Origin of the sequence: Teichococcus aerophilus (genome assembly GCF_014490485.1) — a bacterium.
Classification (GTDB): Bacteria; Pseudomonadota; Alphaproteobacteria; order Acetobacterales; family Acetobacteraceae; genus Pseudoroseomonas; species Pseudoroseomonas aerophila.
On record NZ_JACTVA010000005.1, the window covers coordinates 59,397 to 85,522 of the forward strand.

The window sequence follows — 26,126 nt, forward strand, 5'->3', positions numbered from 1 at the left end:
CTTTCAGGCGTTGTCCATGCTGGGCCGGGGTGGGGCGGTGCTGCCGCGGACAATGAGTTCGGCGGCGATCTCGGTCAGGCGCACGACGGAGCGGCCTGCCATGCGGGCCAGCAGATGCTCCGCCGCCACCTGGCCGATTTCGGCGGCGTGGATTCGGATGGTGGTCAGGGCGGGGGTGAGGAAGGCGGCGTAATCCGCATCGTTGAAGCCGATGAGAGACAGGTCGCCGGGGATGGCAACGCCACGGGACTGCGCCTCGATCATCACGCCGAAGCCGAGTTGGTCTGTGCCGCAGATGATGGCGGTGGGCGGCGGCGTGGATTGGCTGAGGATCTGCCGCAGCGCGTCCCGCCCGGCGGCGATGCCGTGCGACGTTTCCACGTCATGCGCGGGATTGATCGTCAGGCCGCGTGCGGCGAGGGCGTGAACGATGCCGGCGACGCGGGCGCCCGAGCGGTCGTTATCCTTGCGGATGCCGGTGATGACGCCGATGCGGCGGTGGCCGAGATCCAGCAGATACTGCGCCGCCCGCCCGGCCGCGGCCAGGTTGTCGAAGCCGACGCAGGGGCGGGCGGCGGAGAGGGTGAAGGTCTGCACGGTGGGGATGCGCTGGCGAGCGATGCGCTCCAGCAACGCCGGGCGGTGCAGGTCCCCCACCAGCAGCAAGCCGTCGATGCCGCGTTCGAGCAGGAAGCTGGCCTCCTGCCATTCATTGTCCAGGTCGTAGCCGGCATTGGTGAGGATGAGGGTATAGCCGTCCCGCCGCAGCCGTTCCTGGAAGCTGGAGAGGGTGCGGAGGAAGCCCTCATTCTCGATATTCGGCACCACGGCGCCCACCGCCATGAAGCGGCGCATGGAGAGCGCCCGGGCGGCGCCATTGGCAACGAAGCCCAGCTCTTCCGCTGCCTTGAGCACGGCATCCCGCTTATCTGCCCGCACCGCCGCCGTGCCGTTGAAGACGCGGGAGACGGTGGAGGTGGAGACGCCGGCAAGACGGGCGACGTCCCGCGCCACGGGGAAGCGGTCTTCCAGGCTGCCTTCTTCCGGCGGCGGGCTGGGCGGCAAGGGCGGTCTCCTCCGCCGGTTCCGGGCGTGGGTTGAGGCTGGCATGGCCGGCCGGGCTATGATAGCGGTTTCATAATGGCCGCCATTCAAGAAGCAAGGCCATGTTGGAGAGCCGTCCGCCGATGCCAGACGCCCGCAAAACCGTCGTGAAGTTCAATTTCTGGCAGGACCCGGCCATGGCCGAGCGGTTCGCCCTGGAAGACGACATCGACTTCCTGACCTGCGACGTCGCCGGCGCGGCGGAGGAGTCCTGGGCGAAGCTGGCGGGCGCGCATGTCTACCACATCTCTTCCACCAAGGATGAACTGCCCCGGCCGTGGTTCGCCGAGGCGCCGCTGCTGGAGCGCTGCCCCCGCCTGCTGTGCATCTCGGCCACCGGGGCGGGCTACGACACGGTGGACGTGGCCGCCTGCACGGCGGCTGGGGTGCTGGTGGTGAACCAGTCGGGCGCCAACGCGGCCGCCGTGGCGGAACACACGCTCGGCATGATGCTCGATATCGGCAAGAAGCTGAGCCTGAGCGACCGGCTGCTGCGGCGGGAGCGCGGCTTTGCGCGCGAGGATCTGATGGGCCGGGAAATTGGCGGCAAAGTGCTGGGGCTGATCGGGCTGGGCCATGTGGGACGCCGGGTCGCCGCCCTGGCCAAGGCCTTCGGCATGACGGTGCTGGCGCATGATCCGTATCTTGATGACGCGGAGATCGCCCGCCGCGATGCGCGCGCCGTGTCGCTCGAGGAGTTGCTGGAGACGGCGGATTTTGTCTCCGTGCACTGCCCGCGGGACCAGCGCACGCTGCGGATGATGAATGCGGAGACCTTCGCGCGGATGAAGCGGGGCGCGGTGTTCCTGAACACGGCGCGCGGCGGCATCCATGATGAGGCAGCGCTGCAAGAGGCACTGAGCAGCGGCCAGCTTGCCGGTGCCGGGCTGGATGTCTGGGATATCGAGCCGCCGCCGCTGGACCACCCGTTGCTGCGGCAGGAGAATGTCGTCGCGACCTATCACACCGCCGGCGTCACTGTGGAGGCGCGCCGTTGCATGGCCAGCTTTGCGGCGGAGCAGATCATCACCGTGTTGCAAGGCGGCATGCCGCCACGCCTGATCAACCCGGAAGCCTGGCCGGCCTATCGCCAGCGCTTCCAGGCCGTGATGGGGCGGCCCGTCGCGGCGGAGCCTTTACCCGCCTAGTTCCAGATACCGTCCAAGAATCTTCCAAGACAAACAAAAAGGCCAATGAGCATGAGCATGAAACGCCGGGCTTTTGTCGCGACTTCCCTGGCCACGCTGGCCGCGCCCGCACTGGCGCAGAGTTCCGAATGGCCGCGTGAGCGGCCGATCCAGGTCATCGTTCCGTTCCCGCCCGGGGGCGGCGTGGACCAGATGGCGCGGCTGGTGATGCCGCATGTGCAGAAGCAATTGCCGGACCTGCGCTACGTGGTGGACAACCGCCCCGGCGCCGCCAGCCAGCTGGGGCTGGAGCTACTGTATGGCGCCCGGCCGGATGGTTACACCATCGGCGCGGTGGTGATGCCGACGCTGCTGAGCATGGCGCTGGAGCGCAGTGTTCGTTACGACGCCAAGCAGTTCACCTTCCTGGCCAATGTCGTCGATGATCCCGGCGGGCTCTGGGTGATCAAGGAATCGCGGGTCAAGACCCTGGCCGAGCTCATTGAGAAGGGGAAGTCGGATCGGGGTGCGGTGTCCATCGGCACGACCGGGGTGGGCTCGGATGACCACCTGATGATCGCGGCGCTTTCCCAGGCCACCGGCGCGCAGTTCAACCACGTGCCCTTCAACGGCTTCGCACCGTTGCAGACCGCGGTGCTGGGCGGCCATGTCGATATCGGTTGCTTCAACATGAGCGAGGGCCTGCCGGGCTTGCGCGATGGCCGCCTGCGGTGCCTCGGCCTTGCTTCCGCGCAGCGCCTGCCGGTGGTGCACGATGTGCCGACCTTCAACGAGCAGGGCTTCCAGCTTCAGGCCGGTTCGCAGCGCGGCATCATTGGCCCGCCCGGCCTGCCGGACGATATCAGGAACCGGCTGGTCGGCGCCTTCGAAGCAGCGCTTGCTTCCGCCGCCTTCAAGGCCGAGGCGGAGCGGGTGGACATGCCGATTTCGGCCAAGGTGGGCGATGCCTACCGGCAATCGGTGTTCGCCACCGAGGGCCAGTTGCAGCAGATGTGGGAACGCAGCCCCTGGCGTGACTAAGACATGAGCAGGGACCGCCGCCGGCGGTCCCCGCCCAGGCCTTCAGCCGCCACAGCCATGCGGCTTGCATCCCTTTCCCGGAACAATGGATATCAGCGATGCACACAGAGACCTCGGGCCACGGCCTGCACATCATGTCCGGCCTTGCGGTCCGGGCAGCGTTCGACAGCGTGATCGTGCCCAGCTTCGAGGCCCGTACCGGCACCAAGCTGCGCGTGGACTGGCTGCCGACGACGCTGATCATGGAGAAGGTGCCGGCGGGCGAGGGTGCCGATATCCTGGTGCTGGTGAAGGCGGCGATGGACAAGCTGGTGGAGCAGGGCTTCATCGATGCGTCCAGCCGCTTGGAACTGGTGCATTCGCGCGTCGGGCTAGCCGTACGCGCGGGGGCGCCACGGCCGGATATCTCCAGCCTCGAGGCCTTCAAGGCGGCGTTGCTGAATGCGCGGTCCGTCGTCTATTCGCGCGCCGGCGCCAGCGGGATCCACTTCGAGCAGGTGGTGGAGAAGCTGGGCATTGCCGAGGCGGTGCGGGCGCGTGCCACGGTCATCCCCGCCGGCTTCACCGCCGAGAAGCTGGTGAGCGGCGAGGCCGACCTGGCCGTGCAGCAGATCAGTGAATTGATGGTGGTGCCGGGGATCGAGATTGTCGGCGCCTTTCCAGACGAAGTGCAGACGGTGACGTCGTTCTCCGCAGCGCTGATGCGCAACGCCCCGAATGCGGAGGCCGGCGCCCGCTTCCTGGCGACCTTGCAGACGCCGGAAGCGGTGCAGGCCTATCTGGCGGGCGGGGTAGAGCCGGCTTTCTGAGGCTGGCTTTGCAGCCGCTTTGACGGCCCGAGGGCGCCGCCGCCGATGGCGCGGCTTCCCCTGGGCCGTCGGTTGAAATGCAGAAATCGAACGGCGTGGTTGTTCTGTCCACGCCCCCTTTGCGGCAAGGCAGATCTTTAGCCGAGTTCGGCACCCAGGCGCTGGCCATAGGCGGCGATGGCCGCACCGGCTGGCCTGCGTTCCCGGTCATAAGCCGCCAGCGCCTGCTCCAGCGGCAGGTCGCGCAGGTGGCGGCGCAGCGCCAACGCGTCGCCGGCCGCCTTGGCCACGCCCATCGCGGTATGCGGCCGCACGACGAAGGCGGCATCGCCCAGCAGGGCCAGGGGGCCGGTGGCCATGCGCGGAGCCTCGTAATCGAAAATGGCCTGGACAAAGGGGGCCTGTTCCGCTGCCACCGCGGCGGCGAAGTCAGGGGGCAGAAGACGCTGTGCATCCACCTGCAGCCCGGCCGCCCTTTGCGCCGGCATCTGCCCTGGCGCCAGGGAGAAGGGATGCGTGCGGCCCGAGCCATCCGTCAGCACCGCCGCAAGCTCTGCCTCGGCGACGCGGCGATACCAGACCCAGTTGTAGCGCCTTGCGCCGCGCTGCATCTCCCCACCCGGCCCGGTGACGGAGTAGCCGAGGATGTGGGAGCCCGGCATCATGAAAAAGGCGAAGCGGTCCAGCAGCGCGTCCGCCGCGGACTGCGGCAACGCGGCCTCCGGCACCAGGCCGCGCCAGGCGACGTAGCCGGCGTAGCGGGTGGGGGAGGGCTGTGCCGTCACCACCGGCCGCAGCACGGAGCCGATGCCATCGGCGCCCAGCACCAGCTCCGCATCCTCGCTGCTGCCATCGGCAAAGTGCAGCGCCGCGCCGGTGTCCGTTCGCGCGGCACCGCTGACGGACCGGCCCAGGCGGTAATCCGCGTCCCCCAGCCGGGCGCGCACGGCGCTGTAAAGGTAGTCCCAGGACAGTTGCATCTGCGGCGTGACCTGGCGGTGGACGATGCCGCCGGCCCGGTCCAGCGTGATGCGGTCCCGCGCCACGACGCCGACCTTGACCACATCCTCGGCGCCGATGGCGCGCAGGACATCGAACACTTCCCGCTGCGGCACCAGCCCGGCGCCACGGCCTTCCAGCCCACCGGCCGAACGTTCAAACACCTGGACCTCGTGCCCATCCTGCCGCAGCAGGATGGCGGCGAACAGGCCCCCGAGGGAGCCGCCCGCGATGGCGATGCGCAGCTTTCTCACCGGACCGGCTCCCTGCTGTTGCGGGCCAGGACTTCCAGCAGCAGCGCCAGACCGGCCAGGGCGCCGCCGAAGGCGCAGACAGCGGCCCAGCCGCCAAGGTCCCACGCCATCATCGCGCCAGCGGAGCCCGCGGCACCGCCGAGGAACATGCCCGTCATGAACACGGTGTTAAGACGGCTGCGGGCTTCGGGCTGCAGCGCGTAAATGACGTGCTGGTTGGAGACGAGCGCGCTCTGCACACCGAAGTCGAGGATGATGACGCCGACGACCAGCCCGGCGAGCCCCGGCCAGGCGCCAAACACCAGCCAGGAGGCAAGGCTGAGCAGGGCGCCGAGGCCGATGACCAGGCGAGGGCCGCGCCGGTCGGCCAGCTTGCCGGCCAAGGGCGCCGCCGCGATGCCCACCGCGCCGATGACGCCGAACAAGCCAGCCACCTCCGCCCCCAGGGCGAAAGGCGGCTGTTCCAGCCGCAGCGCCAGCACCGTCCAGAAGGCGGAGAAGGAGGCGAACAAGGCAGCCTGCATCAACGTCGCCTGCCGGAGCGCCCGGTGGGCGCGCCACAGTTGCAGCAGGGAGCGCAGGGCGGCGCCGTAGCTGATGGCGGCCACCGCCGGGCGGCGGGGCAGGGCCGCCGCCATCAGCGCGGCGGCGCCGAGTGCCATAGGCACGGCCAGCCAGAACATCGCCCGCCAGCCACCATGGGCTGAGACGAAGCCGCCCAGCGTGCGGCTGAGCAGGATGCCGGCCAGCACGCCGCCCATGACGGTGCCGACCGTGGCGCCGCGCCGTGACGGGGCCGCCAGATGCGCGGCGAAGGGCACGATCTGCTGCGCCACCGTGGCGGCCATGCCGACCAGCAGCGAGGCCAGCACCAGCACCGGCGCGCTTGGCGCCATGGCCGCCAGGGCCAGCGCGCCGGCCAGCACCAGGAACTGGCCGACGATGAGCCGCTTCTGATCCAGCAGATCGCCCAGGGGCAGCAGCAGGAACAGGCTGGCGGCGTAGCCCAATTGCGTGGCGGTGGGGATCAGCGCCGTGGCGCCGGAGCCGGCGAAATCCTGCCCGATGATGCCGAGCATGGGCTGGTTGTAGTAGATGTTGGCGACGGCGACGCCGGCCGCTGCCGCCATGGCGAAGGTCAGCCCGGCGCCGAGGCCGGGGTGCTGCCCGGCACTCTCCCGCGGCGTATCCGGCGGCGTGCGCGGCTCGATGGAACCAGGGGGCGTCCGGAGGTTGGCGATGGGGACATTCAGCACGACGGGGTTTCCTTTCGCTGTGCCCACAAGCTGGAAGCATAACGTCCGCCGATGTAGATGCTGATCTGGTTAAGGCGGTATAACACTTTCGGTTATGATCGATCTCACCCACGTCGCTGTCCTGGTCGAGGCCGTGCAAGGCGGCAGCCTGGCCGCCGCTGCACGCCGCCTGCGCATCACGCCCATGCTGGCCTCCCGCCGCCTGGCCGAGTTGGAGGAGGAAGTGGGCGTGCGGCTGGTGCACCGGACCACGCGGTCCCTGGCACTGACGGCGGAGGGCGAGGCGTTCTTCCCCCATGCCCAAGCATTGCTGGAGGAGGAGGCAACAGCGCGCGCGGTGGTGCGCCCGGTCTCGGCCGGAGTGTCGGGGCTGCTGCGGATGACGGCTTCGGTGCCCTTCGGCCGCAAGGTCGTGGCACCGCTGGTGCCCGAGGTGCTGCGCGAGCATCCGGGCCTGCAGATCGACCTGCTGTTGAGCGACAGTATCGTCGACATCGTGGCGCAGGGGCTGGACCTTGCCATTCGAATCGCGCCGCTGCGGGACAATGCGCTGGTGGCCCGGCGCGTGGCGGACAATCCGCGGGGGCTGTATGCCGCGCCGGCCTACCTGGCCGAGCACGGCGCGCTGGCGACGCTGGCGGACCTGGCCCGGCACCGTTGCCTGGCACTGACGGGAACCGGCCACTGGTCGTTCCTGGTGGAGGGCAAGGTGGTGCGCCAGCGCATCTCCGGGCCATTCACCTCCAGCTCGGTCGAGGCGTTGCACCAGGCCTGTCTGGGCGGGCTCGGCATCGCGTTGCTATCGGGCTGGGATGTGAGGGAGGAGGTCGCGATCGGCCACCTGCTGCCCTTGCCACTGGATGTGGCGGAGCCGGAGCCACTCTCGATCTGGGCGGTCTATCCCACGGCACGGCTGGTGCCGCCGAAGGTACGGCTGTTCGTCGCGGCGCTGGAAGCGCGCCTGCGGGCGGGGTGACCCTGGTATACCAGCCACGTCACCGTGTTTAATTTGACATAAGATATGTTATGCGTCTTGACTGGTAGCGAGGGAACCGGCGCCTGACGGGCCGGCCCCCCGCCTCAATACGAGCGCGGCATGCCCAGGACGTGTTCGCCCAGATAGGACAGGATCAGGTTGGTGCTGATCGGCGCCACCTGGTACAGCCGCGTCTCGCGGAACTTGCGCTCCACGTCGTATTCCTCAGCGAAGCCGAAGCCGCCGAAGGTTTGCACGCAGGCCTCGCCGGCCGCCCAGCTCGCCTCCGCGGCCAGCATCTTGCCCATATTGGCTTCTTCGCCTGGCCGCTCGCCGCGCTCGAATTTCTCCAGTCCCTTTTGGACGATAGCCTCGGCGGCGCGCATCTGGGCGTAGGCGCGCGCGATGGGGAACTGCACGCCCTGGTTCTGCCCGATCGGCCGGCCGAACAGGACACGTTCCTTGGCGTAGTTCACGGCCTTCTCGATGAACCACTTGGCATCGCCGATGCACTCGCTGGCGATCAGCAGGCGCTCGGCATTCATGCCGTCCAGGATGTAGCGGAACCCCTTCCCTTCCTCACCGACCAGGTTCTCCGCCGGCACCTCCATGTTGTCGAAGAAGACCTCGCAGGAATTGTGGTTCATCATCGTGCGGATGGGGCGGATGGTCAGGCCCTTGCCCAGCACCGTGCGCATATCGACGATGAAGGTGGAGAGGCCTTCGGTCTTTTTCGCCACCTGGTCGCGCGGCGTGGTGCGCGCCAGCAGCAGCATCAGGTCCGAGTGCTCGGCCCGGCTGGTCCAGATCTTCTGGCCGTTGACGATGTAGGTGCTGCCTTGCTTCTTCGCGAAGGTGCGCAGCGACGTCGTGTCGGTGCCGCTGGTGGGCTCGGTTACGCCGAAGGCCTGCAGGCGCAGCTCGCCACTGGCGATCTTGGGCAGGTATTCCGCCTTCTGCTGCGCGCTGCCGTGCCGCAGGATGGTGCCCATGATGTACATCTGCGCGTGGCAGGCGGCGCCGTTGCAGCCCTGGCGCTGCACTTCTTCCAGGATGGCAGCGGCGGCGGAAAGCCCCAGCCCGGCGCCGCCATACTCCTCGGGGATCAGCGCGGCGAGATAGCCGGCCTCCGTCAGCGCCTGCACGAACTCGGTCGGGTAGCCGCGGACTTCGTCCAGCTTGCGCCAGTATTCGCCAGGAAAGCGCGCGCAGAGCTTGGCGACTTCCTCCCGGACCTCGGCGTGAGAATCGGCTTGAGACTCTGTCATGGCTTGGCCGTTGTGCTCCCTGGCGCTTCTTCGTGGCTGTGGACCGCCGGGCATGTTGCCCCGTGGCGGGAGCATGCGCCATCGACAATCCCGGTCTAGCTCCTATGCCGGGCCGCTAACGCTGCCGAGCAATTTTCCGTCCCACACCCCTTCCCGCACCATGTCCGTCACTTCCTGATACAGGATGGCCTCGAAGCGCTGGACGGCGAGCGAAGCCTTGCGGCCCATGGGCCGGGCGATGACCAGCTTACGCGACAGATGCGGGTCCACCACCGAACAGGCGGTCAGGATGCCGGCGGCAATGTCCTGGTGCACCGCTGGCATGGGCAGCACCGTAGCGCCCAGGCCGCGCGCCACCAGCCCCTTGAGGATCTGCAGCGCATCAGCCTCGACTGGAATCTTGAGGGTGATGCCACGGCGGCGCGCCTCGTTCTCGATCAGGATGCGCAGGCCGTGCTGCGGGCCGGGGAGGATCAGGTTCTGTGCCGCCATCTCATCGAAGGAAATGGCATCGTGCGGGCCGCGCCTCGATTGCGCGGAGGCGATGAAGTAGAGGTTCTCGACCAGCAGGGGGGAGAAGCGGATATTCGCCCCCTGCTCCGACCCGTAGATCACCGCGATGTCGATCTCGCCGCTATGTAGCCATTCCAGCAGGTAGCCGCTGAAGGCGGTGGCCACGCGCAGGCGGACTTCCGGGTAGCGTTGCAGGAAGCGCTCGACCAGCCTTGTGGCCAGCACGTCGCCCACCGTGGGCGGCACGCCGAGGATGACCTGGCCGCGCACTACGCCGGCTTCCAGGCTGAGGTCGGCGCGTGTCTCCTCGATCTGACGGAGGATGCTGCCCGCGCGCACCCGCAGCAATTCGCCGGCATGGGTCAGCACCATGCCCCTGCCATGCCGGGTGAACAGCGTGACCTTCAGGTCCTCTTCCAGCATGCGGATCTGCCGGCTCAACGCCGGCTGGACGATGCGCAGGCGGTCAGAGGCCTTGCTCAGGCTGCCGAGCTCCGCGACCTGGACGAAGGTGTTGAGCTGCTTGAGGTCCATGTACCATCTAATTTCGGCATAGCTCGTTGCGCAATATTATAATTCCGCAGCCGACGCCACGTTCGTAAAGCTCCTCCTGTTCCGAACCGAGAGGAAGCGCATGGCACCGGATCTCGCGGGCGCAACCGCGCCGGGCTGGCAGAGGGACGTGTTCGACGTTCTGAAAGCCGCCCAGGTCAAGCACGTCGTGTATGTGCCAGATGCCGGCCATTCCACGGCGATCCGGCTGGCGGAGGCCGATCCCTCCATCACCTCCGTCGTGCTGACGACCGAACAGGAAGGCATCGGCTACCTCGCCGGCGCCTGGCTGGGCGGAGAGCGGGGCGCGCTGCTGATGCAGTCCAGCGGCGTCGGCAATTGCATCAACACGCTGGCGCTGCAGGCATGTACCCGGTTTCCGCTGTTGATGGTGGTCACCATGCGTGGGGACTGGGCGGAGTTCAACCAGTGGCAGAACCCGATGGGCCAGGCGGCGGAAGCCGCGTTGCGGCTGATGGGCGTGCTCACCTGGCGCGCGGATGACCCGAAGGACGTCGCGCCCCTGCTGCGTGGCGCCGCGACCATGGCGTTCGATGGCGATGCCGCTTGCGCGGTGCTGCTCGGCCAGCGGCTGATCGGTGAGAAGGAGTGGCTGAAATGACCGCGGGCGGCACTCTCGACCGGCGCGCCGTCGTTGCCGGATTGCTGCGGGACCGGGGCGAGCTGCTCGTCATCACCGGTCTTGGCTCTCCGTCCTACGACGTGATGGCGGCGGGCGACCATGACGGGAATTTCTATCTCTGGGCCGCCATGGGCAGCGCGGCGATGGTGGGGCTGGGCCTTGCTCTGGCGCGGCCCGATCGGCCCGTCATGGTGGTGACAGGCGATGGCGAGCAACTGATGGGCTTCGGCGCCCTGGCGACCATCGCGCTGCGGGCGCCGCGCAACCTGAGCATCGTCATCCTCGACAACGGGCATTTCGGCGAGACCGGCATGCAGCCGAGCCATGCGGGCCAGGGGCTGGAGTTCAGCCGAGTGGCCGAGGCGATCGGCTTTCCCAAGGTCGATCTCGTCACCGACATGCAGGGCGTCCCGCCGCTGCGGCAGCGCGTGCAGGCCTGCGAAAGCCTGAACCTGGCGGTGGTGAAGATCGCGGCGGAGAACCTGCCGCGCGCCCTGCCGCCGCGTGACGGCGTCCATGTGAAGAACCGCTTCCGCATGGCCCTCGGCCACGCACCTGCCTGAGGATGACGCTGCCATGACGCAAGCCGACGAGTTCCACCATCTGGACGCCACGACCAGCGGTATCGAGCGTGAGCTGGCGCCCGGCCTCGCCGCGCGGATCTTCGCCGGTGAGCACGCCATGCTTTCCATCGTGACCATCGCGCCGAATGCCGAAGGCCGGGTCCATGCACATCCGGAAGAACAATGGGGCGTGCTGCTGGAAGGCAGCGCCACCCGCGTGCAGGGCGACGAGGAGATCGCGGTCCGGAAGGGCGATTTCTGGCGGACGCCCGGCGGCGTGCCGCACACCATGCGGGCGGGGCCGGAAGGCGCGCGGGTGCTGGACATCTTCAGCCCGCCGCGGCCGGAATACCGTGTGCCGGGCTCCGGCTTCGGCATTGCGTGATTCCGCCCCTGCCCTGTGTTGCCTGCAGCACGTAACCACACGGAATCACGCGTTCAACACGATCTTTTCGGAGGCGTTGCGAATTCGTTCGTTCTAGGCTTGCCATGGTGCCATCGGCCGGGATGCAGGCAGCAAGACCTGACCCGCCGCTGATCATGCCGCGCAGCGCCCTGGCGCCCAGCGCGGCATTGTTGGTCGAGAAACAGACAGGGAAGAAACATGCTTGAAATCAACAGGCGAACATTGTGGCAGCTCGCGGCCGGGTTGGTAGCGTCCGGCCCCGCCTCCGCTGCGGCGGACCAGGCCTGGCCCAATCAGGCGGTGCGCTTCATTTGCCCGTTTGCGGCAGGCGGTCCGACCGATGTCGCGGCCCGGCTGGTGGCGGATGGCATGACGAATGCCCTGCCCCAGCGGGTGATCGTCGAGAACCGGACCGGCTCCGGCGTGGTGGTCGGCACCGAGGCCGTGGCGAAGTCCGCGCGCGATGGCTACACGGTACTGTACAGCACAGTTGCCCATGCGGTGCTGCGGCCACTTTTCGCCAACCTGAATTTCAATCCGGTCAGTGATTTCCAGCCGGTGGCGCTGGTGGGCACCATCCCCATGCTTCTGATGGTCAACAACGATGTTCCGGCCAAGGACCTCCAGCAACTGGTGGCGATGTTCCGCAGTAAGCCAGGGCAGTACAATTACGGCAGTTCCGGTGCCGGCGGCGCCGTGCATCTGGCGACCGAGCTGTTCCTGAAGCAGGCCGGCGACTTGAAGGTCAACCACATCCCCTATCGCGGCTCGGCACCGGCCATACCGGACCTGCTGAACGGCAACCTGACCATGTTCCTCAACGTCGCCTCGGATGGCATCACCAGCGTGCAGCGCGGCACCACGCGGGCGCTGGCGGTCAGCTCCGCCCAGCGCCTGCCGCAACTGCCCGATGTGCCGACCTTCGCCGAAGCCGGGCTGCCGGGCTACGAGGCCTATACCTGGCATATGCTGTTCGTGCCGGCCGGCACGCCGGATGCCATCGTCACCCAGCTGAACCAGGCAGTGAACAAGGCCATGCGCCAGCCGGGCGTGACGCAGCGCTTCACCGACATGTCCATCCAGCCCAACGCCGAAAGCACGCCAGCATCCGCCGCCGCTTGGCTGAAGGCGGAGATGGAGAAGTGGGAGCCGCTGGTGCGTGCCAGCGGCATCACCGCGCAGTAGCGGCTGCGGCCATCAGGAAGGTGCCTGAGGCGCCTTCCCTCTCACGGTAATGCGGCGTGGCCGTGCATGTGTGCATGGCTTGCCCCGGCGGAGTCTAGACTGCAATCTGCCGGGCGACACCACGCCCTATGACAGCTTGAGATGGACTGACGCCGCATGACCGCCTCTTCCTCCCCCGCCCGGTGGCGTTCGCTGTTGTTCGTGCCGGCGCATGTTGAACGCTTCATCGCCCGCGCCAATGAACGGGGCGCCGACGGCGTCATCCTGGACCTGGAGGACGCCGTGCCCGCCACCGAGAAGCAGGCGGCGCGGGATCGGCTGGCCGAGACCATCCAACGTGTCGGCAGCAACGGCACGCTGGCGATGGTGCGGGTCAATCACGGCCTCCGCCACCTGGCCCGGGACCTGGAAGCCGCAGTGCGGCCCGGCCTGCAGGCGCTGGTGCTGCCGAAGGTGGAGAATGCCGGCTTCGTCCGCGAAGTCGTGGACGCGGTGGCGGAGCTGGAACTGGAACGCGGGCTGCCGGCCGGCGGCATCAGGCTGATCCTGCAGATCGAGACGCCGGCGGCGTTGTTCGTGCTGCCCAGCCTCGCGGCCGCGCATCCGCGCGTCGCCGCCATGACTGTCGGGCCGGAAGACTACTCGGCCGCCATGGGCGGTGTGCCGGATGCGGACACGCTGTTCACCCCCAACTATGCCGTGCTGTGCGCCGCCCGCGCGGCGGGCATCACGCCGCTGGGCTTCGTCGGCAGCATCGGCGCCTATGCCGATATCGACGCCTTCGCGGAGACTGCCCGCAAGGCCCGGCGCATGGGCTTCCGTGGTGCCCTGATCGTGCACCCGGCGCAGGTCGCCCCGCTCAACGCCGCCTTCACGCCAAGCGAGGCGGAGACCGACTGGGCCCGCCGCGTCATTGCCGGGGACAAGGAGGCACGGGCGCAGGGCCGTGGCGCCTTCCAGCTGGATGGCCGCATGGTGGACCTGCCGGTGGTGCGCCGTGCCGAGGAGATCCTGGCCATGGCGGGCTGATGCCACGGCTGACGCGGCCGCGAACAACCCTTCAGATCACGCCAGCATCCTTCAGCGCCGCGATCTCCCGCGGCGTCTTGCCCAGCAGTTCGCCCAGCACCGCCGCGTTGTCGGCGCCGATATCGGGGCCGGTGGAGCGGGGCGGCGGTACGGCGCCGTCCACGCGCGGCACCACGCCAGGGTGCAGCACCGGGCCGTGCAGCGGGTCCTGCACCTCCCGGACCATGCCGCGTGCCAGGAACTGCGGATCGGTAGCGCAATCGGCCACGGTGAAGGCGCGGGTGGAGGGGATGCCGGCCTCGTCCAGGCGCCGCTCCAGGTCTAGCCCATCCATTGTCGCCGTCCAGGCGGTGATGATGGCGTCGAGGTCCGCGACGTTGCGCACGCGCTGCTGGTTGCCGACGAAGCGCGGGTCTTCCACCAGCCCCGGTTGCCCCATCAGGGCCGTGAGCCGGCGGAACAGCGGCTCCGAATTTGCGGCGATCAGTACCCAGATGCCGTCCCGCGCCCGGTAGGCATTGGTCGGCGCCGCAGTGGCGATGCCGCCGCCGGCCGGCTGGCGGATGCTGCCCAGCGTGCCGTATTCCGGCAGCGCACCTTCCAGCAGGCTGAAGACGCTCTCCGTCAGAGCGACATCCACCTCCCCGCCACGCCCGGTGCCGGCCTGCCGGTTGTCCCGCCGCCACAGGGCGGCAACCACGCCCAGCGCGGCGTAGATGCCGGCCACGGAATCCCCCAGGCTGATGCCGACCCGCACGGGCGGCAGGTCCGAGGTGCCCGGCGGTTGGTCGGTCAGGTAGCGCAGGCCGCCAATCGCCTCGCCGATCACGCCGAAGGCGGGCTTGTCCCGGTACGGACCGTCCTGGCCGTAGCCGGAGATGCGGCCGATCACCAGGCCAGGGCGGGCCGCCAGCAGGGCGTCCCGGCCCAGGCCCATCTTCTCCAACTGGCCGGGACGGAAATTCTCCACCAGCGCGTCGCAATGCTGCACCAGGTCCAGCACGATCTGCCGTGCCTCGGGTTGCTTCAGATCCAGCGTGATGCAGCGCTTGTTGCGGGCATGGACCGACCACCAGGGTGCGTGGCCCTGGTGGCGCGCGCCCCATTGCCGCACCGGGTCGCCTCCCGGTGGCTCCACCTTGATGATCTCGGCGCCGAGATCGCCCAGCAGACGGGTAGCGAAGGGCGCCGCGACGAAATGCCCGAGTTCGAGGATGCGCAGCCCGGCGAGTGGGCCCAGGCTGGCATCGGCCTGCGGGTGGGGCAGGGTATCGGGCATAGGCGTCTCACTCCGGCTTGATGTTGGCCGCCTGGGCCAGGCGGGTCCATTCGGTCAGTTCGGTATCTACCCGCCGCGCCAATTCCTCCGGCGTCTGCTTGCGGATGATGGCGCCCTGCTCCTCCGCCTTGCGGCGGAACTCGGGCTCGTCCACCACGGCTTGCACCGCTTCCGTCAGTCGCGCCAGCGTGGCCGGCGGGGTTCCGGAGGGGGCGAAGACGGCAAACCAGGCCAGCAGCACGAAATCCGGCTGGCCGGCCTCGGCCATGGTTGGCACGTCCGGCAAGGCGGGTGCCCGCTGGGCCGAGGTGATGGCCAGCGCCTTCAGCGAACCATCGCGCACATAGGGCATCAGCGGTGGCGGGGTGGTCATGAAGATCTGCACGCGGCCGGTCAGCAGGTCCTGCGTCGCCGGGCCGGTGCCGCGATAAGGCACGTGGGCGATGTCGATCCCGGCCTTCTGCTTCCACAACTCGGTGCCTAGATGCTGGATCGAGCCATTGCCGGAGGAGGCGTAGTTCAACTGGCCCGGGCGCTCCTTGGCATAGGCCACCAGTTCCGCGACCGTGCGGGCGGGGATGGAGGGGTGCAGGAACAGCACCTGCGGGCTGTCCATCAACAGGCCTATCGGTGCGAAATCCTTGCGGACGTCGTAGCCGATATTGGGAATGATGGCGGGTGAGCCGACATGGTAGCCGGAATACTGCACCAGCAGCGTCGTGCCATCCGGCTTGGCGCGCGCCACGGCGCCGGTGCCGATGGCGCCATTGGCCCCGGCGCGGTTCTCCACCACGACCGATTGCCGCAGGCGGCGGGACAGCGGTTCCGCCAGCAGGCGGGCGGCGAAGTCCGTCGTGCCGGCCGGCGCGGTCGGCACGATCAGGGTGATGGGCCCGGCGGTGCCGGTCGCCTGGGCGCTGGCCTGGCCCGGATGGCCCAGCGCGGCGGCGAGGCCGGCGGGTGCGGCAGCCAGGATGGCCCGGCGCCGCAGCATGATCTCGGTGGTCATTCGTGGCGTTCCTGTTGCTTGTTCTTGCGTGGAGCATGGCCGCTTCGCCGCGCGGCGCGAAGCAGGATTCCGCATGGCGAGCCATCGCAAGCAGGGAAGCGCCGGCCTATCGTGCCACGATGCCTCCGCGCGGCCACCGGCACTGGTCCGGCGCCGCGCCCGGGCCCATCTGCTGCGGGAGAAGGAAGCGCCCATGTCCCAGGTCGAAATCGTCGAGGTCGGGCCGCGTGACGGCTTTCAGCCGATCGGGCCGTTCATCCCCACGGCACGGAAGCTCGACATCATCGGCGGCTGCGTCGCGGCCGGCCTGCGCCGGATCGAGGCCGGGGCCTTCGTCGGCGCCGCGGCGGTGCCGCAAATGGCCGATGCGCAGGAGATCTTGGCGGGCACCGCCGCGCTGCCGGGGGTGGACCCGCAGATGCTGGTGCCCAACCCGCGCCATGCCCGCCGCGCCATCCAGGCCGGGGCACAACATCTCTGCTACGTCATCTCGGTCTCGGACGCGCACAACGCCAACAATGTGCGCCGCAGCGTCCGTGAGTCCGTAGCGGATTTTACCGAGTTGTTGCCGGACCTGCAGGGCATCGCGCTCCGCATGAACATCGCCACGGCCTTCGATTGCCCCTTCGAGGGCCGGGTGGACGAAGCGGCGACGATGGCGCTGGTCGGCCAACTGGTGGCGCTGCGGGCGGAGGCCGAATACTGCCTGTGCGATACCACTGGCCGTGCCGACCCGGCGCATGTCGCCGCGCTGTTCGCCGCCTGTGCCGCAGCGTTCCCGCAGGTGCGGAAATGGGCCTTTCATGGCCACGACACCTACGGGCTGGGCCTGGCCAATGTGCAGGCCGCCTATGGTGCCGGGGTCCGGGTGTTCGACGCCGCCATCGCGGGCCTGGGCGGTTGCCCCTTCGCGCCCGGTGCCACCGGCAACGTGGCGACGGAGGATGTAGTGTGGATGTTCGAGCGCATGGGCGTCCAAACCGGTGTCGACCTGGAGAAGCTGCTGCCCGTCGCATTGGGCGCGGCCGCCCTGCCGGGTGGCATGCCCGGCGGGCGGGTGCGGGAGGCCTTGGCGGCAGCGAGGCCCGCTGCGGCGCAGTGAGCTGAGGCTGGCCTTCTTCCCGCCCGGCAGCCGGAGATGGGGCTGGGGCGGGACAGGATGCTGTACAAGACGGCCAGGGCCCCGTCAGGCGACACAAGGACCGTGCGGCACCTGAGCAGCGGCCTCCTCTCCGATGCGGGACCGGAAGCTGGACCTTGCTTCGCTCGCCTCCTGTTGAGTTCGGCGGAGGCCGGCAGCGTCGACGCCTCGCCTTGATCGCGGCCACCGCTTCCCCGTCATGACGGAAGCCCTTGCAGACGACCGGGAATGTGGCACTTTGCAACCTATGGCCCGACGCAACACACAGGCCCTGGGGAAAGCGGCGCGCCATACCGCCATTCTCGAGGCGCTTTCCACAGACCCGACCGTGCGCATCAGCACATTGGCAGAGGATTTCGGCGTCTCCACCGAGACGGTGCGGCGGGATATCGAAGAGCTCTCGGCCAAGGGCGTGGTGCGCCGGACGTATGGCGGCGCTTCCGCTTCCCACCCTGCCAGCCAGCCCCGCCTTTCGGAGCGGGAGCAGGTGCTGGTGGCCGAGCGCCGGCGGATCGGCCACGCCGCCGCCGCGTTGGTCGAGGACGGCGCGGTGGTGATGCTGGATGCCGGCAGCACCACCACCCATTTCGCCCGCGCCCTGGCCGCGCGCGGCACCCGCGCCACGCTGCTGACCAACAGCCTGGATGCCGCCTTGGCCGCCGGGGATAGCGAGGCGCTGCGCGTGCTGGTGGCACCGGGGGAGCTGAGCGCGGTGGAGCGCGGCCTGTATGGGCCGGAGACCGCCTCTTTCCTGCGCCGGTTCCACGTGGACATGGCCGTGATCGGCGCTTCCGGCCTGACCGAGGAAGGTCCCTGCGAGGCGGAAAGCCGCGCCGCCTGGGTGAAGCGCGCGATGCTGGAGCGGGCGCCGCGTCGGCTTCTGCTGGTCGATTCCTCCAAGTTCGGCCGCGTCTTCCTGGAGCAGGTCTGCCCAGCCGAACTGATCACCGACCTAGTGACGGACGCTTCGCCGCCCGTGCCGATGGCGGCCGCGCTGGGCCAGCATGGGCTGCGGCTGACGATTGCAACAGAACTGTAAAAAACATGTTTGACCTGCCACATGACGTGGTGGCAAGTTCAACATGTATATGACACAAGAATCCGCCCCTCCCCTGCCCCTCGTCGACGCGAGTCCGGCCCGGCTCGCCCGGCTGCGCTGGGTGCTGACCGATATCGACGATACCCTGACCCTGGATGGACGGCTGCCCGCCGCCACCTACACGGCGCTGGAGGCCCTGGACGCCGCCGGCATCGCCGTTATTCCCGTCACCGGCCGCCCCGCCGGCTGGTGCGATGCCATCGCCCGCCACTGGCCGGTTGCGGCCGTGGTCGGCGAGAATGGCGCGCTGTGGTACGCGCTGGACCGCCAGGCCCGCCGCATGCTGCGTTGGCAGGCCCAGCCCGAGGCGGAGCGCCGCGCCAACCGCGCCCGCCTGCATACGTTGGCCGAGCAGGCGCTACACGACGTGCCGGGCAGCGCCATCGCCGCTGACCAGGCGTTCCGCCTGTTCGATGTCGCCGTCGATTTCTGCGAGGACGCCGGCCCGCTGGGCTTCGATGCCGCCGAGCGCATCGCCGCCATCTTTCAAGCAGGCGGCGCTGCGGCGAAGGTGTCCTCCATTCACGTCAATGCCTGGATCGGCGACTGGGACAAGCGCGCCGGGATCGAGGCACTGTTCGCCGCCCGCTTCCAGCCTTTCGCCGCCGTGCGGGACCAGGTCGCCTTCGTGGGCGACAGCGCCAATGACGCACCGCTCTTCGCCGCCGTGCCATGCTCCGTGGGGGTCGCCAATGTCGCGCCCTTCCTGCCCGGCATGGCGACGCCGCCGGCCTACATCACCCGTGCCGAAGGCGGTGCGGGCTTTGCTGAATTCGCCGACGCGTTGCTCAAGGCGCGCGGCACCGTGGAGGAGAACGCCGCATGAAAACCCTGTTCCTGGCAGGCACCGCCCTGGCCCTCACGCTCGGCGCCGGCTTCGCGCTGGCCCCGGCCGCCGCGCAGCAGGCCGCCGCCTGCGCCTTCCGCGGCGCGCTGGACGAAGCCTATTGCGACGCCAACCGGGACATGGTGGCCGATGCGCCGACCGACCCCGCCCGCCTGCGTGACCCCTCCACCATCGTCTTCACCTACACCCCGGTGGAGGACCCAGCGCTGTATGCCAGCCAGTTCAAGCCGTTCCTGGACCACCTGACGCAGTGCACCGGCAAGCGCGCCGTGTACTTCCAGGTGACGTCCAACGCCGCGCAGGTGGAAGCCATGCGCTCCGGCCGCCTGCATGTCGCCGGCTTCTCCACCGGCCCGACGGCCTTCGCCGTCAACCTTGCCGGCGCCGTACCCTTCGCGGTGAAGGGCAATGCGGAGGGCTTCGAGAGCTACCGCGTCGCCATGATCGTGCGCGCCGACAGTCCGTACCGGACCCTGGCGGACCTTCGCGGCAAGCGCGTGGCGCACACCTCCGCCACCTCCAATTCCGGCAACCTGGCGCCGCGCGCCTTCTTCCCCGCGCTGGGCCTGACGCCGGATACCGACTACCAGGTGGTGTATTCCGGCGGGCATGACCGCAGCGTCATGGGCGTCAACGCGGGCGACTACGATGCCGCGCCCGTCGCCTCCGACGTCTGGACCCGCATGGTCGCGCGTGGCCAGGTGAAGCGCGAGAATTTCCGCGTGATCTGGGAGAGCGAGCCCTTCCCGACCAGCGGCTTCGCCGTGGCGCACGACCTGCGGCCGGAACTGGCGCAGAAGATCCGCGATTGCTTCCTCTCCTACCGCTTCCCGGAATCGATGGCGCGTGACCTGGGCGGCAACGATCGCTTCTGGCCCGCCACCTACGCGGAACAGTGGGCCCCGGTGCGCGCCGTGGCCGATGCAGTGAACGCCCCCTACAACCGCGCCGCCTTCGATGCCGAGAGCCGGCGTGAGCTGGAGGCCGAGGCACGCCGCCGGGCGCAGCAGCAGCAGCCCTCCGCCCCCACCCATGTCGCGCCCACCGGCGCCCAGCCCGGCGCCGCGCCGGCCCGCTGACAAAGGCACACCATGTCCGCCACTATGACAGCCGCACACCAGGGCGCACCGAACGGTGCGGCCCTGGCCTCCGCCACGGTCCTCGAGATCAAGGGACTGGTGAAGGAGTACTCCGCCGGCAAACCCGTTCTGAAAGGCATCGACGTCGCCGTGCCGGCCGAGGGCATCACCGCCATCATCGGCCCTTCCGGCACCGGCAAGTCGACGCTGATCCGCTGCATCAACCGGTTGGTGGAGCCCACCAGCGGCTCCATCCGCCTGCATGGCGCGGAGCTGACCGGGCTGCGCGGGCGGAACCTGCGGCTGGCACGGCGGCGCATCGGCATGGTGTTCCAGGAGTACAACCTGGTCGAGCGCCTGACGGTGATGGAGAACGTGCTCAGCGGGCGCCTCGGCTACGTTCCGCTCTGGCGCGCCTGGCTGCGCAAGTATCCGGAAGAGGACATCCAGCGCGCCTTCATGCTGCTGGATGCCGTGGGCCTGCCGGAGCACGCGACGCGGCGTGCCGACGCACTCTCCGGCGGCCAGCGCCAGCGCGTGGGCATTGCCCGCGCGCTGATGCAGCGGCCGGAGATCCTGCTGGCGGATGAGCCGACGTCCTCGCTGGACCCCCGCACGGCGGTGGAAGTGCTGGAACTGCTGACGCGCCTGACGGCGGCGGAGGGCGTTCCCGTCATCATCAACATCCACAATGTCGATCTCGCCAAGCGCTTCGCCCGCCGCATCATTGGCATGTCCGGTGGCAGCGTGATCTTCGACGGGCCGCCGGAGGAGCTGGAGCAGCACCACCTGCGCGCCATCTACGGCGGCGAGGACTGGCTGTGAGCGCCACAACCTCCCCCCGCCGCCTGGCCTTCGCGCCCAACTGGCCGATGCGCCTGGCGCTGCTGGCGCTGGCTGTCTACACCGTCTGGGCCAGCACGCGGCTGGGCCTGACCTGGGACCGTGTGGCGCATGGCATGGGCGAAGGCGCCAAGCTGCTGGGCCGCATGGTGCCGCCGAATTTCGAACGCTGGCAGCTGCTGCTGGAAGGCCTGCTGGAAAGCCTGCAGATCGCCGTGCTGGCCTCCGCGCTCGGCATCCTCATCTCGTTGCCGCTCAGCATCCTGGCGGCACGCAACCTCTCCCCGCTATGGATTGCCGGGCCGGTGCGCGGCGTCATCGCGGTCTGCCGTTCGCTGCACTACGTCATCGTCGCCATCCTGTTCGTGAAGGCCATTGGCTTCGGCGCGCTGGCGGGCACGGCGGCGCTGGTGGTGGCCTCGGTCGGTTTCATCGCCAAGCTGTTCGCCGAAGCCATCGAGGAAATCTCGATGAAGCAGGTCGAGGCGATCCGCGCGACCGGCGCGGGCGTGATGAAGGTCATCGCCTATGCGGTGCTGCCGCAGGTGGCATCCCGCTTCATCGGCTTCTGCCTGTATCAGCTGGACAGCAACCTGCGGAATTCCACCCTGGTCGGCATCGTCGGTGCCGGTGGCATCGGCGGCACGTTGTTCGCAGCGTTCAAGCGCTTCGACTATGATTTCGTCGCCGCCATCCTGCTTTCCATCATCGCCCTCATCTTCCTGGCCGAGATCATCTCCGGCCGTGTCCGGGCCGCCCTGCGATGAACAGCATGACCCATGATCCTGTCGCGCCGCTGCGGCGCGAGTGGCAGCGCCACACGCCCGCGCAGCGCATCTCCCGCTGGATGGTCTGGCTGGTCTGCGTCGCCGCCGTCGTCTGGGCGGTGCGCAGCATCGACATCATTCCGGAATTCCTCGCGGATGCGCCGGAGCAGATGGCCGACATGCTGGTGCGGATGTGGCCGCCCGATATCGCCCACTACTACCCGGCCGTGCACAACGCGATGATCGAGACGCTGCATATCGCGACGCTCGGCACCGTGTTCTGCTTCGTGCTGGCCATCCCTCTGGCGCTGATGGCGGCCCGCAATGTCTGCACCATCAAGCCGCTGAACGTGCTGGCGCAGTTGGGCCTGGTGGCATCCCGTTCGGTGAACTCGCTGGTCTGGGCGCTGCTGTTCGTGGCCATCTTCGGCCCGGGCGCGGCGGCGGGCGTCTTCGCCATCGCCTTCCGCTCTGTCGGCTTCGTCGGCAAGCTGCTGGCGGAAGCGCTGGAGGAAACCAATCCCGGCCCGCGGGAAGCGCTGCGCGCCGCCGGTGCACCCTGGGGCGCCGAGTTGCTGAAGGGCGTCTGGCCGCAGGTGCAGCCGGCCTTCTGGGGCATCGCGCTGTTCCGCTGGGACATCAACGTGCGTGAAAGCGCCGTGCTGGGCCTGGTCGGCGCCGGCGGCATCGGCCTGGTGCTCGATGACGCCATCAACTTCTTCCAGTGGGAGCGCGTGGCGACGGTGCTGCTCGCCATCCTGGTGGTGGTGCTGCTGGCCGAGATCGTCGTCACCCGCATCCGGGCGAGGCTGATTTGATGCGTGAGATGGTTGACCTGCTGGTCATCGGCGGCGGCGTCAACGGCGCCGGCATCGCGCGGGATGCGGCGGGGCGCGGCCTCTCCGTCACCCTGGTGGAGCGGGGCGATCTGGGCGGCGCCACCTCCTCCAACTCCTCCAAGCTGGTGCATGGCGGGTTGCGCTACCTGGAGCATCGCGAATTTCGGCTGGTGCGCGAAGCGCTGGCGGAGCGCGAAGTGCTGCTGCGGCTGGCCCCGCACATCGTCTGGCCCATGCGTTTTGTACTGCCGCATGTGCCGGAGATGCGGGCGCGCTGGATGCTCCGCGCCGGCCTGTTCCTCTACGACCACCTGGCCAAGCGGGTTACGCTGCCGGGCAGCGAGGCGCTGGATCTGCGCCGCCACCCCTGGGGTGCACCGCTGAACGGACATGCCACGCACGGCTTCGCCTATTCCGACGCCTGGGTGGAGGATTCCCGCCTCGTCGTGCTGAATGCGCGGGACGCCGCCGCACGCGGCGCCGAGATCCGCGTCCGCACCACCTTCACCGGCGCCAGGCGCGATGCCGAGGGCTGGACGGTGACGGTGGAGGCCGAGGACGGCCGCACCGAGACGCTGCGTGCCCGCGCCATCGCCAACGCCGCCGGCCCCTGGGTGATGCAGGCGTTGGATGGCACCGGCGTGCAGGCACCGGACCGCATCCGGCTGGTGCGCGGCAGCCACATCGTGGTGCCGGCGCTGTATGCGGGGAACCAGGCTTACATCCTGCAGAATGACGACCGCCGCGTCGTGTTCGTCATTCCCTATCAGGGCCGCTTCACCCTGATCGGCACCACGGACGTGCCGCACGACCCGGCCAGCGGCCCGCCGCGCTGCACGCCGGAAGAAGCCGCCTATCTCTGCGCCGCCGTCTCCCGCCAGTTCCGCAAGCCGGTGACGCCGGAGGACATCGTCTGGACCTATTCCGGCGTCCGCCCGCTGCACGACGACGGGGCGGAGAACCCCTCCGCCGTGACGCGCGACTACGTACTGAAGCTGGACCGTTCCGCTGCCCCGCTGCTTTCCATCTTCGGCGGCAAGATCACCACCTTCCGCCGCCTGGCAGAGGATGCGACGACCCAGCTTTGCGATGCGCTGGGCCGGCCGGGCGGTGCCTGGACCGCGGGCTCCACCCTACCAGGCGGCGACCTCGGCGGCCGGACGCCGGAGGCCTTCCTGAAGGAGGCGGCACGCCGCTACCCGTTCCTGCAGGACGCCACCTTGCAGCGACTGTTCCACTGCTATGGCGGGGAGCTGGACCGGGTGCTGGGCGAGGCACGTGACGCCGCGGAGCTGGGCCATGACCTGGGCGGCGGCATTACCGAACGGGAATTGTCCTGGATGGTGCAGCAGGAATGGGTAAGGCGGCCGGAGGATGCACTGTGGCGCCGCACCAAACGCGGCCTGCACATGACCGAGGACGAACGCCAAGCTTTTGCCCACGCCTTCAGCGGCGTGGCACAGGCGGCCTAGAACGTGATGGCTTGAGGTGGAATCACCGAAAGCCTGAATCACGCGATCAAACACAGGCACAGAGCATGGTGCGTCAACGAATGTGACGCATTATGCTCTAGTCACCATCAAACTCGCCGCAGCTTGAAAGGCATGGTGGGCGCTTTCCAGCGCTGGCCATGCCCTTGCCGCTTCAGGAAGGCTCAGCCTGGCGGGGCTTCCGCCTGCTGGGTGCGGCCGGCGGTGGCCGCCTGCCACTGGCGCTGCACATCCGCGTTCACGGAGTCAGCCGACTGGCCGGGCTGTACCACCGTGGTGGCGCCATTCAGGCTGAAACGGTACGGGCGTTGGTGCCGGCCGGCCTTCTCGACACAGCGGGCGATGACGTGGGGAAGATAGTCGTCGATCCGGGTGGGATAGTCCTCGATCTCACTGCCCATGTCGGTTCCTCCTTGTCGTTGGATCCAGACTAGGCGTGGCCGCGCCGGCCTGCGATCACAACATCTCGATCCCATCTGCCAGGGCCGCGCTCTCCGCCGCCGGCAGCGTGACCCGGAAGGCGGCGCCCCGCGCGGCAGGGATCAGGGCCATGCTGCCGCCCGCGCCTTCCACCAGCGACCGGGCGATGGGGAGGCCTAGCCCGGTGCCGCCCTGCTCCCGCGCCGTGGTGAAAAAGGGGTCGAAGGCACGGGCGGCGTTGGCGGCGGAGAGGCCCGGGCCGTCATCGGCCACCTCCATCACCGCGGCCGCGCCGGCCTGCACCAGCGTGATGTGGACGTGGCTGCCGGGCCCGGCATGCGCCAGGGTATTGCCCAGCAGACTGTCCAGCACCGTCGCCGCCGCTTCCGGTGGAAAGGCGGCCAGGGCATCCCCAGCCACCGTCACGCGCAGCGCCGGGAACCGTGTGGCGGCGGCTTCCGCCAGCGGGCACAGCGCGGACCGGCCGCCGCCTGCCGCCATGTCCGCCCGCGCCAGCTCCAGCAGGCCGCTCACCAGCCGGTCCAGCCGCGCCACGCCGTCCTCGATGCGCGCGGCGAAGCGGGCGCGTTCCTCGGGCGTCATCGCCTCGCCGTGCTCGGACAGCAATTCGGCCGCGCCGCGCATCGCCGCCAGCGGCGTCTTGAACTCGTGGCTGACATGGGCCGCCAGGCTGCGGACATAGGTGGCCCGGCCCTCCAGCGTCGCCGTCATGCGGGCGATGGCATCGGCGAGGTCCACCGCCTCCCGCACCGCGGTGGCCGGCAGGGTCGGCAGCGGCCCCTGCCCGCCGGCTGCGACCTGCCGCGCCGCGCGCACGACAGCGGCCAGTGGTTGCGTGATCAGGCGGGAAGCCAGCGCCGCCAGCGCGGCCACCAGCAACAACAGCAGCAACCCGACTGCCGCGATCTGCGGCGCCTTGCCCACCACCGTCTGCCGGACCGTCGCGGGCGTGCGAGAGAGCAGCACCACCGCCTCCACCTGCGGGCCGTTCAGTACCGGCATGGCGAGATGCACCCGCAGGCCGGCGGTGCGGCTGATGCCTTCCGGCACATCGGTCGCGATCTTCTCCCGCTGGCGCAGCACGGCGCGGGGCTGGCCGGCGCGCGCGGCCTCCACCTCCTCCAGCCCCGCCAGGGACAGGCCGGTGTCGTTGCCGGTGGAGGCAACGACGGTGCCGGCGGCATCCAACAACCGCAACGCCGCCAGCGTTACCGCCTGGGTATCCCGCAACACCGGCAGCAGCCGCGCGCCGGCCTCGGCCGCCAGCGGGATCGGCGGGGGGCCGGGGTGCGGATCGGGGGCGAAAGGCAGCACCGGGTCGTCGGCCAGATCGAGGCCGCGCCGCCGCGCCGTCTCCAACGCCCGGGTGGTCAGGCCATCGGCCAGGCTTTCCGCCTGGATGCCGCGCGTGGCCCGCCAGGCTCCGGCCAGGACCGCCGCCTGCGCCCGCAGCTCCGATTCCGTTTGCCGGACCAGCGCGCTTTCATACAGCCGCAGCGCCCAGAGCGCGGAGAGCGGCAGCGCCAGCACGACGACGTTGCTGAGCAGCAGCAACGTCCGCAAGCGG

At 69.3% G+C, this 26,126-nt stretch carries 26 protein-coding genes; 17 read left to right on the plus strand and 9 right to left on the minus strand.

Features of this window, described 5'->3' with window-relative positions; translation table 11 throughout:
• Nucleotides 1-3 precede the first annotated feature (3 nt).
• Nucleotides 4-1,065 carry a LacI family DNA-binding transcriptional regulator gene (locus IBL26_RS04685; RefSeq protein WP_241749016.1) on the minus strand — a complete coding sequence of 354 codons (1,062 nt, stop codon included), beginning with the start codon at nucleotides 1,063-1,065 and terminating at the stop codon, nucleotides 4-6.
• A gap of 122 nt (nucleotides 1,066-1,187) precedes the next feature.
• Here IBL26_RS04685 and IBL26_RS04690 point away from each other — a divergent pair, with 122 nt between their 5' ends.
• The 3 genes from IBL26_RS04690 to IBL26_RS04700 all read left to right on the plus strand — a co-directional run bounded on the left by IBL26_RS04690 (nucleotide 1,188) and on the right by IBL26_RS04700 (nucleotide 4,081).
• Nucleotides 1,188-2,252, plus strand: coding sequence for a hydroxyacid dehydrogenase (locus IBL26_RS04690; RefSeq protein WP_187783385.1), 1,065 nt, complete (start codon nucleotides 1,188-1,190; stop codon nucleotides 2,250-2,252).
• 51 nt (nucleotides 2,253-2,303) lie between these two features.
• Entirely contained in the window at nucleotides 2,304-3,272 is a 969-nt protein-coding gene (locus tag IBL26_RS04695) for a Bug family tripartite tricarboxylate transporter substrate binding protein (protein ID WP_187783305.1), read from the plus strand.
• A gap of 98 nt (nucleotides 3,273-3,370) precedes the next feature.
• The gene (locus IBL26_RS04700; RefSeq protein WP_241749018.1) at nucleotides 3,371-4,081 is read left to right on the plus strand and encodes a substrate-binding domain-containing protein; all 711 of its coding nucleotides are present in this window, start codon (nucleotides 3,371-3,373) and stop codon (nucleotides 4,079-4,081) included.
• 137 nt (nucleotides 4,082-4,218) lie between these two features.
• On the opposite strand, the gene IBL26_RS04705 is transcribed toward IBL26_RS04700, so the two are convergent.
• Nucleotides 4,219-5,334 carry an FAD binding domain-containing protein gene (locus IBL26_RS04705; protein ID WP_187783306.1) on the minus strand — a complete coding sequence of 372 codons (1,116 nt, stop codon included), beginning with the start codon at nucleotides 5,332-5,334 and terminating at the stop codon, nucleotides 4,219-4,221.
• Nucleotides 5,331-6,590, minus strand: a complete 1,260-nt coding sequence (locus IBL26_RS04710; protein ID WP_367615370.1) for an MFS transporter — start codon at nucleotides 6,588-6,590, stop codon at nucleotides 5,331-5,333. The genes IBL26_RS04705 and IBL26_RS04710 overlap by 4 nt, the downstream gene beginning before the upstream one ends.
• Nucleotides 6,591-6,684: 94 nt before the next feature.
• Between IBL26_RS04710 and IBL26_RS04715 the strand changes: the two genes are divergently transcribed.
• On the plus strand, nucleotides 6,685-7,566 hold the full coding sequence (locus IBL26_RS04715) for a LysR family transcriptional regulator (RefSeq protein ID WP_194443500.1): 882 nt from the start codon (nucleotides 6,685-6,687) through the stop codon (nucleotides 7,564-7,566).
• 104 nt (nucleotides 7,567-7,670) lie between these two features.
• Here IBL26_RS04715 and IBL26_RS04720 read toward each other — a convergent pair whose 3' ends face one another.
• Nucleotides 7,671-8,834 (minus strand): acyl-CoA dehydrogenase family protein, encoded by a 1,164-nt coding sequence (locus tag IBL26_RS04720; protein WP_187783307.1) that lies wholly within the window; start codon nucleotides 8,832-8,834, stop codon nucleotides 7,671-7,673.
• Between the two features lie 102 nt (nucleotides 8,835-8,936).
• Nucleotides 8,937-9,881 carry a LysR family transcriptional regulator gene (locus IBL26_RS04725; protein WP_187783308.1) on the minus strand — a complete coding sequence of 315 codons (945 nt, stop codon included), beginning with the start codon at nucleotides 9,879-9,881 and terminating at the stop codon, nucleotides 8,937-8,939.
• Nucleotides 9,882-9,981: 100 nt separating this feature from the next.
• Between IBL26_RS04725 and IBL26_RS04730 the strand changes: the two genes are divergently transcribed.
• The 5 genes from IBL26_RS04730 to IBL26_RS04750 all read left to right on the plus strand — a co-directional run bounded on the left by IBL26_RS04730 (nucleotide 9,982) and on the right by IBL26_RS04750 (nucleotide 13,725).
• Nucleotides 9,982-10,521 carry a thiamine pyrophosphate-binding protein gene (locus IBL26_RS04730; protein ID WP_187783309.1) on the plus strand — a complete coding sequence of 180 codons (540 nt, stop codon included), beginning with the start codon at nucleotides 9,982-9,984 and terminating at the stop codon, nucleotides 10,519-10,521.
• On the plus strand, nucleotides 10,518-11,105 hold the full coding sequence (locus IBL26_RS04735; RefSeq protein WP_194443501.1) for a thiamine pyrophosphate-dependent enzyme: 588 nt from the start codon (nucleotides 10,518-10,520) through the stop codon (nucleotides 11,103-11,105). Before IBL26_RS04730 ends, IBL26_RS04735 begins: the two co-directional genes overlap by 4 nt.
• Before the next feature lie 13 nt (nucleotides 11,106-11,118).
• On the plus strand, nucleotides 11,119-11,490 hold the full coding sequence (locus IBL26_RS04740) for a cupin domain-containing protein (protein WP_187783311.1): 372 nt from the start codon (nucleotides 11,119-11,121) through the stop codon (nucleotides 11,488-11,490).
• Between the two features lie 219 nt (nucleotides 11,491-11,709).
• Nucleotides 11,710-12,696, plus strand: a complete 987-nt coding sequence (locus IBL26_RS04745; RefSeq protein ID WP_194443502.1) for a Bug family tripartite tricarboxylate transporter substrate binding protein — start codon at nucleotides 11,710-11,712, stop codon at nucleotides 12,694-12,696.
• 156 nt (nucleotides 12,697-12,852) lie between these two features.
• Nucleotides 12,853-13,725, plus strand: coding sequence for an HpcH/HpaI aldolase/citrate lyase family protein (locus tag IBL26_RS04750; RefSeq protein WP_187783312.1), 873 nt, complete (start codon nucleotides 12,853-12,855; stop codon nucleotides 13,723-13,725).
• A gap of 31 nt (nucleotides 13,726-13,756) precedes the next feature.
• On the opposite strand, the gene IBL26_RS04755 is transcribed toward IBL26_RS04750, so the two are convergent.
• Together IBL26_RS04755 and IBL26_RS04760 are read right to left on the minus strand one after the other, a co-directional pair.
• The gene (locus IBL26_RS04755) at nucleotides 13,757-15,004 is read right to left on the minus strand and encodes a CaiB/BaiF CoA transferase family protein (RefSeq protein ID WP_187783313.1); all 1,248 of its coding nucleotides are present in this window, start codon (nucleotides 15,002-15,004) and stop codon (nucleotides 13,757-13,759) included.
• 7 nt (nucleotides 15,005-15,011) lie between these two features.
• The gene (locus IBL26_RS04760) at nucleotides 15,012-16,013 is read right to left on the minus strand and encodes a Bug family tripartite tricarboxylate transporter substrate binding protein (protein ID WP_187783314.1); all 1,002 of its coding nucleotides are present in this window, start codon (nucleotides 16,011-16,013) and stop codon (nucleotides 15,012-15,014) included.
• 193 nt (nucleotides 16,014-16,206) lie between these two features.
• Here IBL26_RS04760 and IBL26_RS04765 point away from each other — a divergent pair, with 193 nt between their 5' ends.
• The 8 genes from IBL26_RS04765 to glpD all read left to right on the plus strand — a co-directional run bounded on the left by IBL26_RS04765 (nucleotide 16,207) and on the right by glpD (nucleotide 24,100).
• Entirely contained in the window at nucleotides 16,207-17,115 is a 909-nt protein-coding gene (locus IBL26_RS04765) for a hydroxymethylglutaryl-CoA lyase (RefSeq protein ID WP_187783315.1), read from the plus strand.
• Between the two features lie 286 nt (nucleotides 17,116-17,401).
• Nucleotides 17,402-18,193, plus strand: a complete 792-nt coding sequence (locus IBL26_RS04770) for a DeoR/GlpR family DNA-binding transcription regulator (protein WP_187783316.1) — start codon at nucleotides 17,402-17,404, stop codon at nucleotides 18,191-18,193.
• Between the two features lie 43 nt (nucleotides 18,194-18,236).
• Nucleotides 18,237-19,079: an HAD family hydrolase gene (locus tag IBL26_RS04775; protein ID WP_187783317.1), complete on the plus strand. Its 843-nt coding sequence runs from the start codon at nucleotides 18,237-18,239 to the stop codon at nucleotides 19,077-19,079.
• A complete protein-coding gene (gene phnD / locus IBL26_RS04780; protein WP_187783318.1) occupies nucleotides 19,076-20,179 on the plus strand; it encodes a phosphate/phosphite/phosphonate ABC transporter substrate-binding protein in 1,104 nt (367 codons plus the stop codon). The genes IBL26_RS04775 and phnD overlap by 4 nt, the downstream gene beginning before the upstream one ends.
• Before the next feature lie 12 nt (nucleotides 20,180-20,191).
• Nucleotides 20,192-21,004, plus strand: a complete 813-nt coding sequence (gene phnC / locus IBL26_RS04785) for a phosphonate ABC transporter ATP-binding protein (RefSeq protein ID WP_187783319.1) — start codon at nucleotides 20,192-20,194, stop codon at nucleotides 21,002-21,004.
• A complete protein-coding gene (phnE, locus tag IBL26_RS04790) occupies nucleotides 21,001-21,789 on the plus strand; it encodes a phosphonate ABC transporter, permease protein PhnE (protein ID WP_187783320.1) in 789 nt (262 codons plus the stop codon). Before phnC ends, phnE (IBL26_RS04790) begins: the two co-directional genes overlap by 4 nt.
• Before the next feature lie 5 nt (nucleotides 21,790-21,794).
• Nucleotides 21,795-22,607: a phosphonate ABC transporter, permease protein PhnE gene (phnE, locus tag IBL26_RS04795; protein ID WP_187783321.1), complete on the plus strand. Its 813-nt coding sequence runs from the start codon at nucleotides 21,795-21,797 to the stop codon at nucleotides 22,605-22,607.
• A complete protein-coding gene (gene glpD / locus IBL26_RS04800) occupies nucleotides 22,607-24,100 on the plus strand; it encodes a glycerol-3-phosphate dehydrogenase (RefSeq protein WP_187783322.1) in 1,494 nt (497 codons plus the stop codon). Before phnE (IBL26_RS04795) ends, glpD begins: the two co-directional genes overlap by 1 nt.
• 182 nt (nucleotides 24,101-24,282) lie before the next feature.
• Here the strand turns inward: glpD and IBL26_RS04805 are convergent, their stop codons facing one another.
• Complete coding sequence (locus IBL26_RS04805; RefSeq protein WP_187783323.1) at nucleotides 24,283-24,519, minus strand: hypothetical protein; 237 nt, start codon at nucleotides 24,517-24,519, stop codon at nucleotides 24,283-24,285.
• 55 nt (nucleotides 24,520-24,574) lie between these two features.
• Nucleotides 24,575-26,122 carry a sensor histidine kinase gene (locus tag IBL26_RS04810; protein WP_187783324.1) on the minus strand — a complete coding sequence of 516 codons (1,548 nt, stop codon included), beginning with the start codon at nucleotides 26,120-26,122 and terminating at the stop codon, nucleotides 24,575-24,577.
• Between the last annotated feature and the right edge of the window lie 4 nt (nucleotides 26,123-26,126).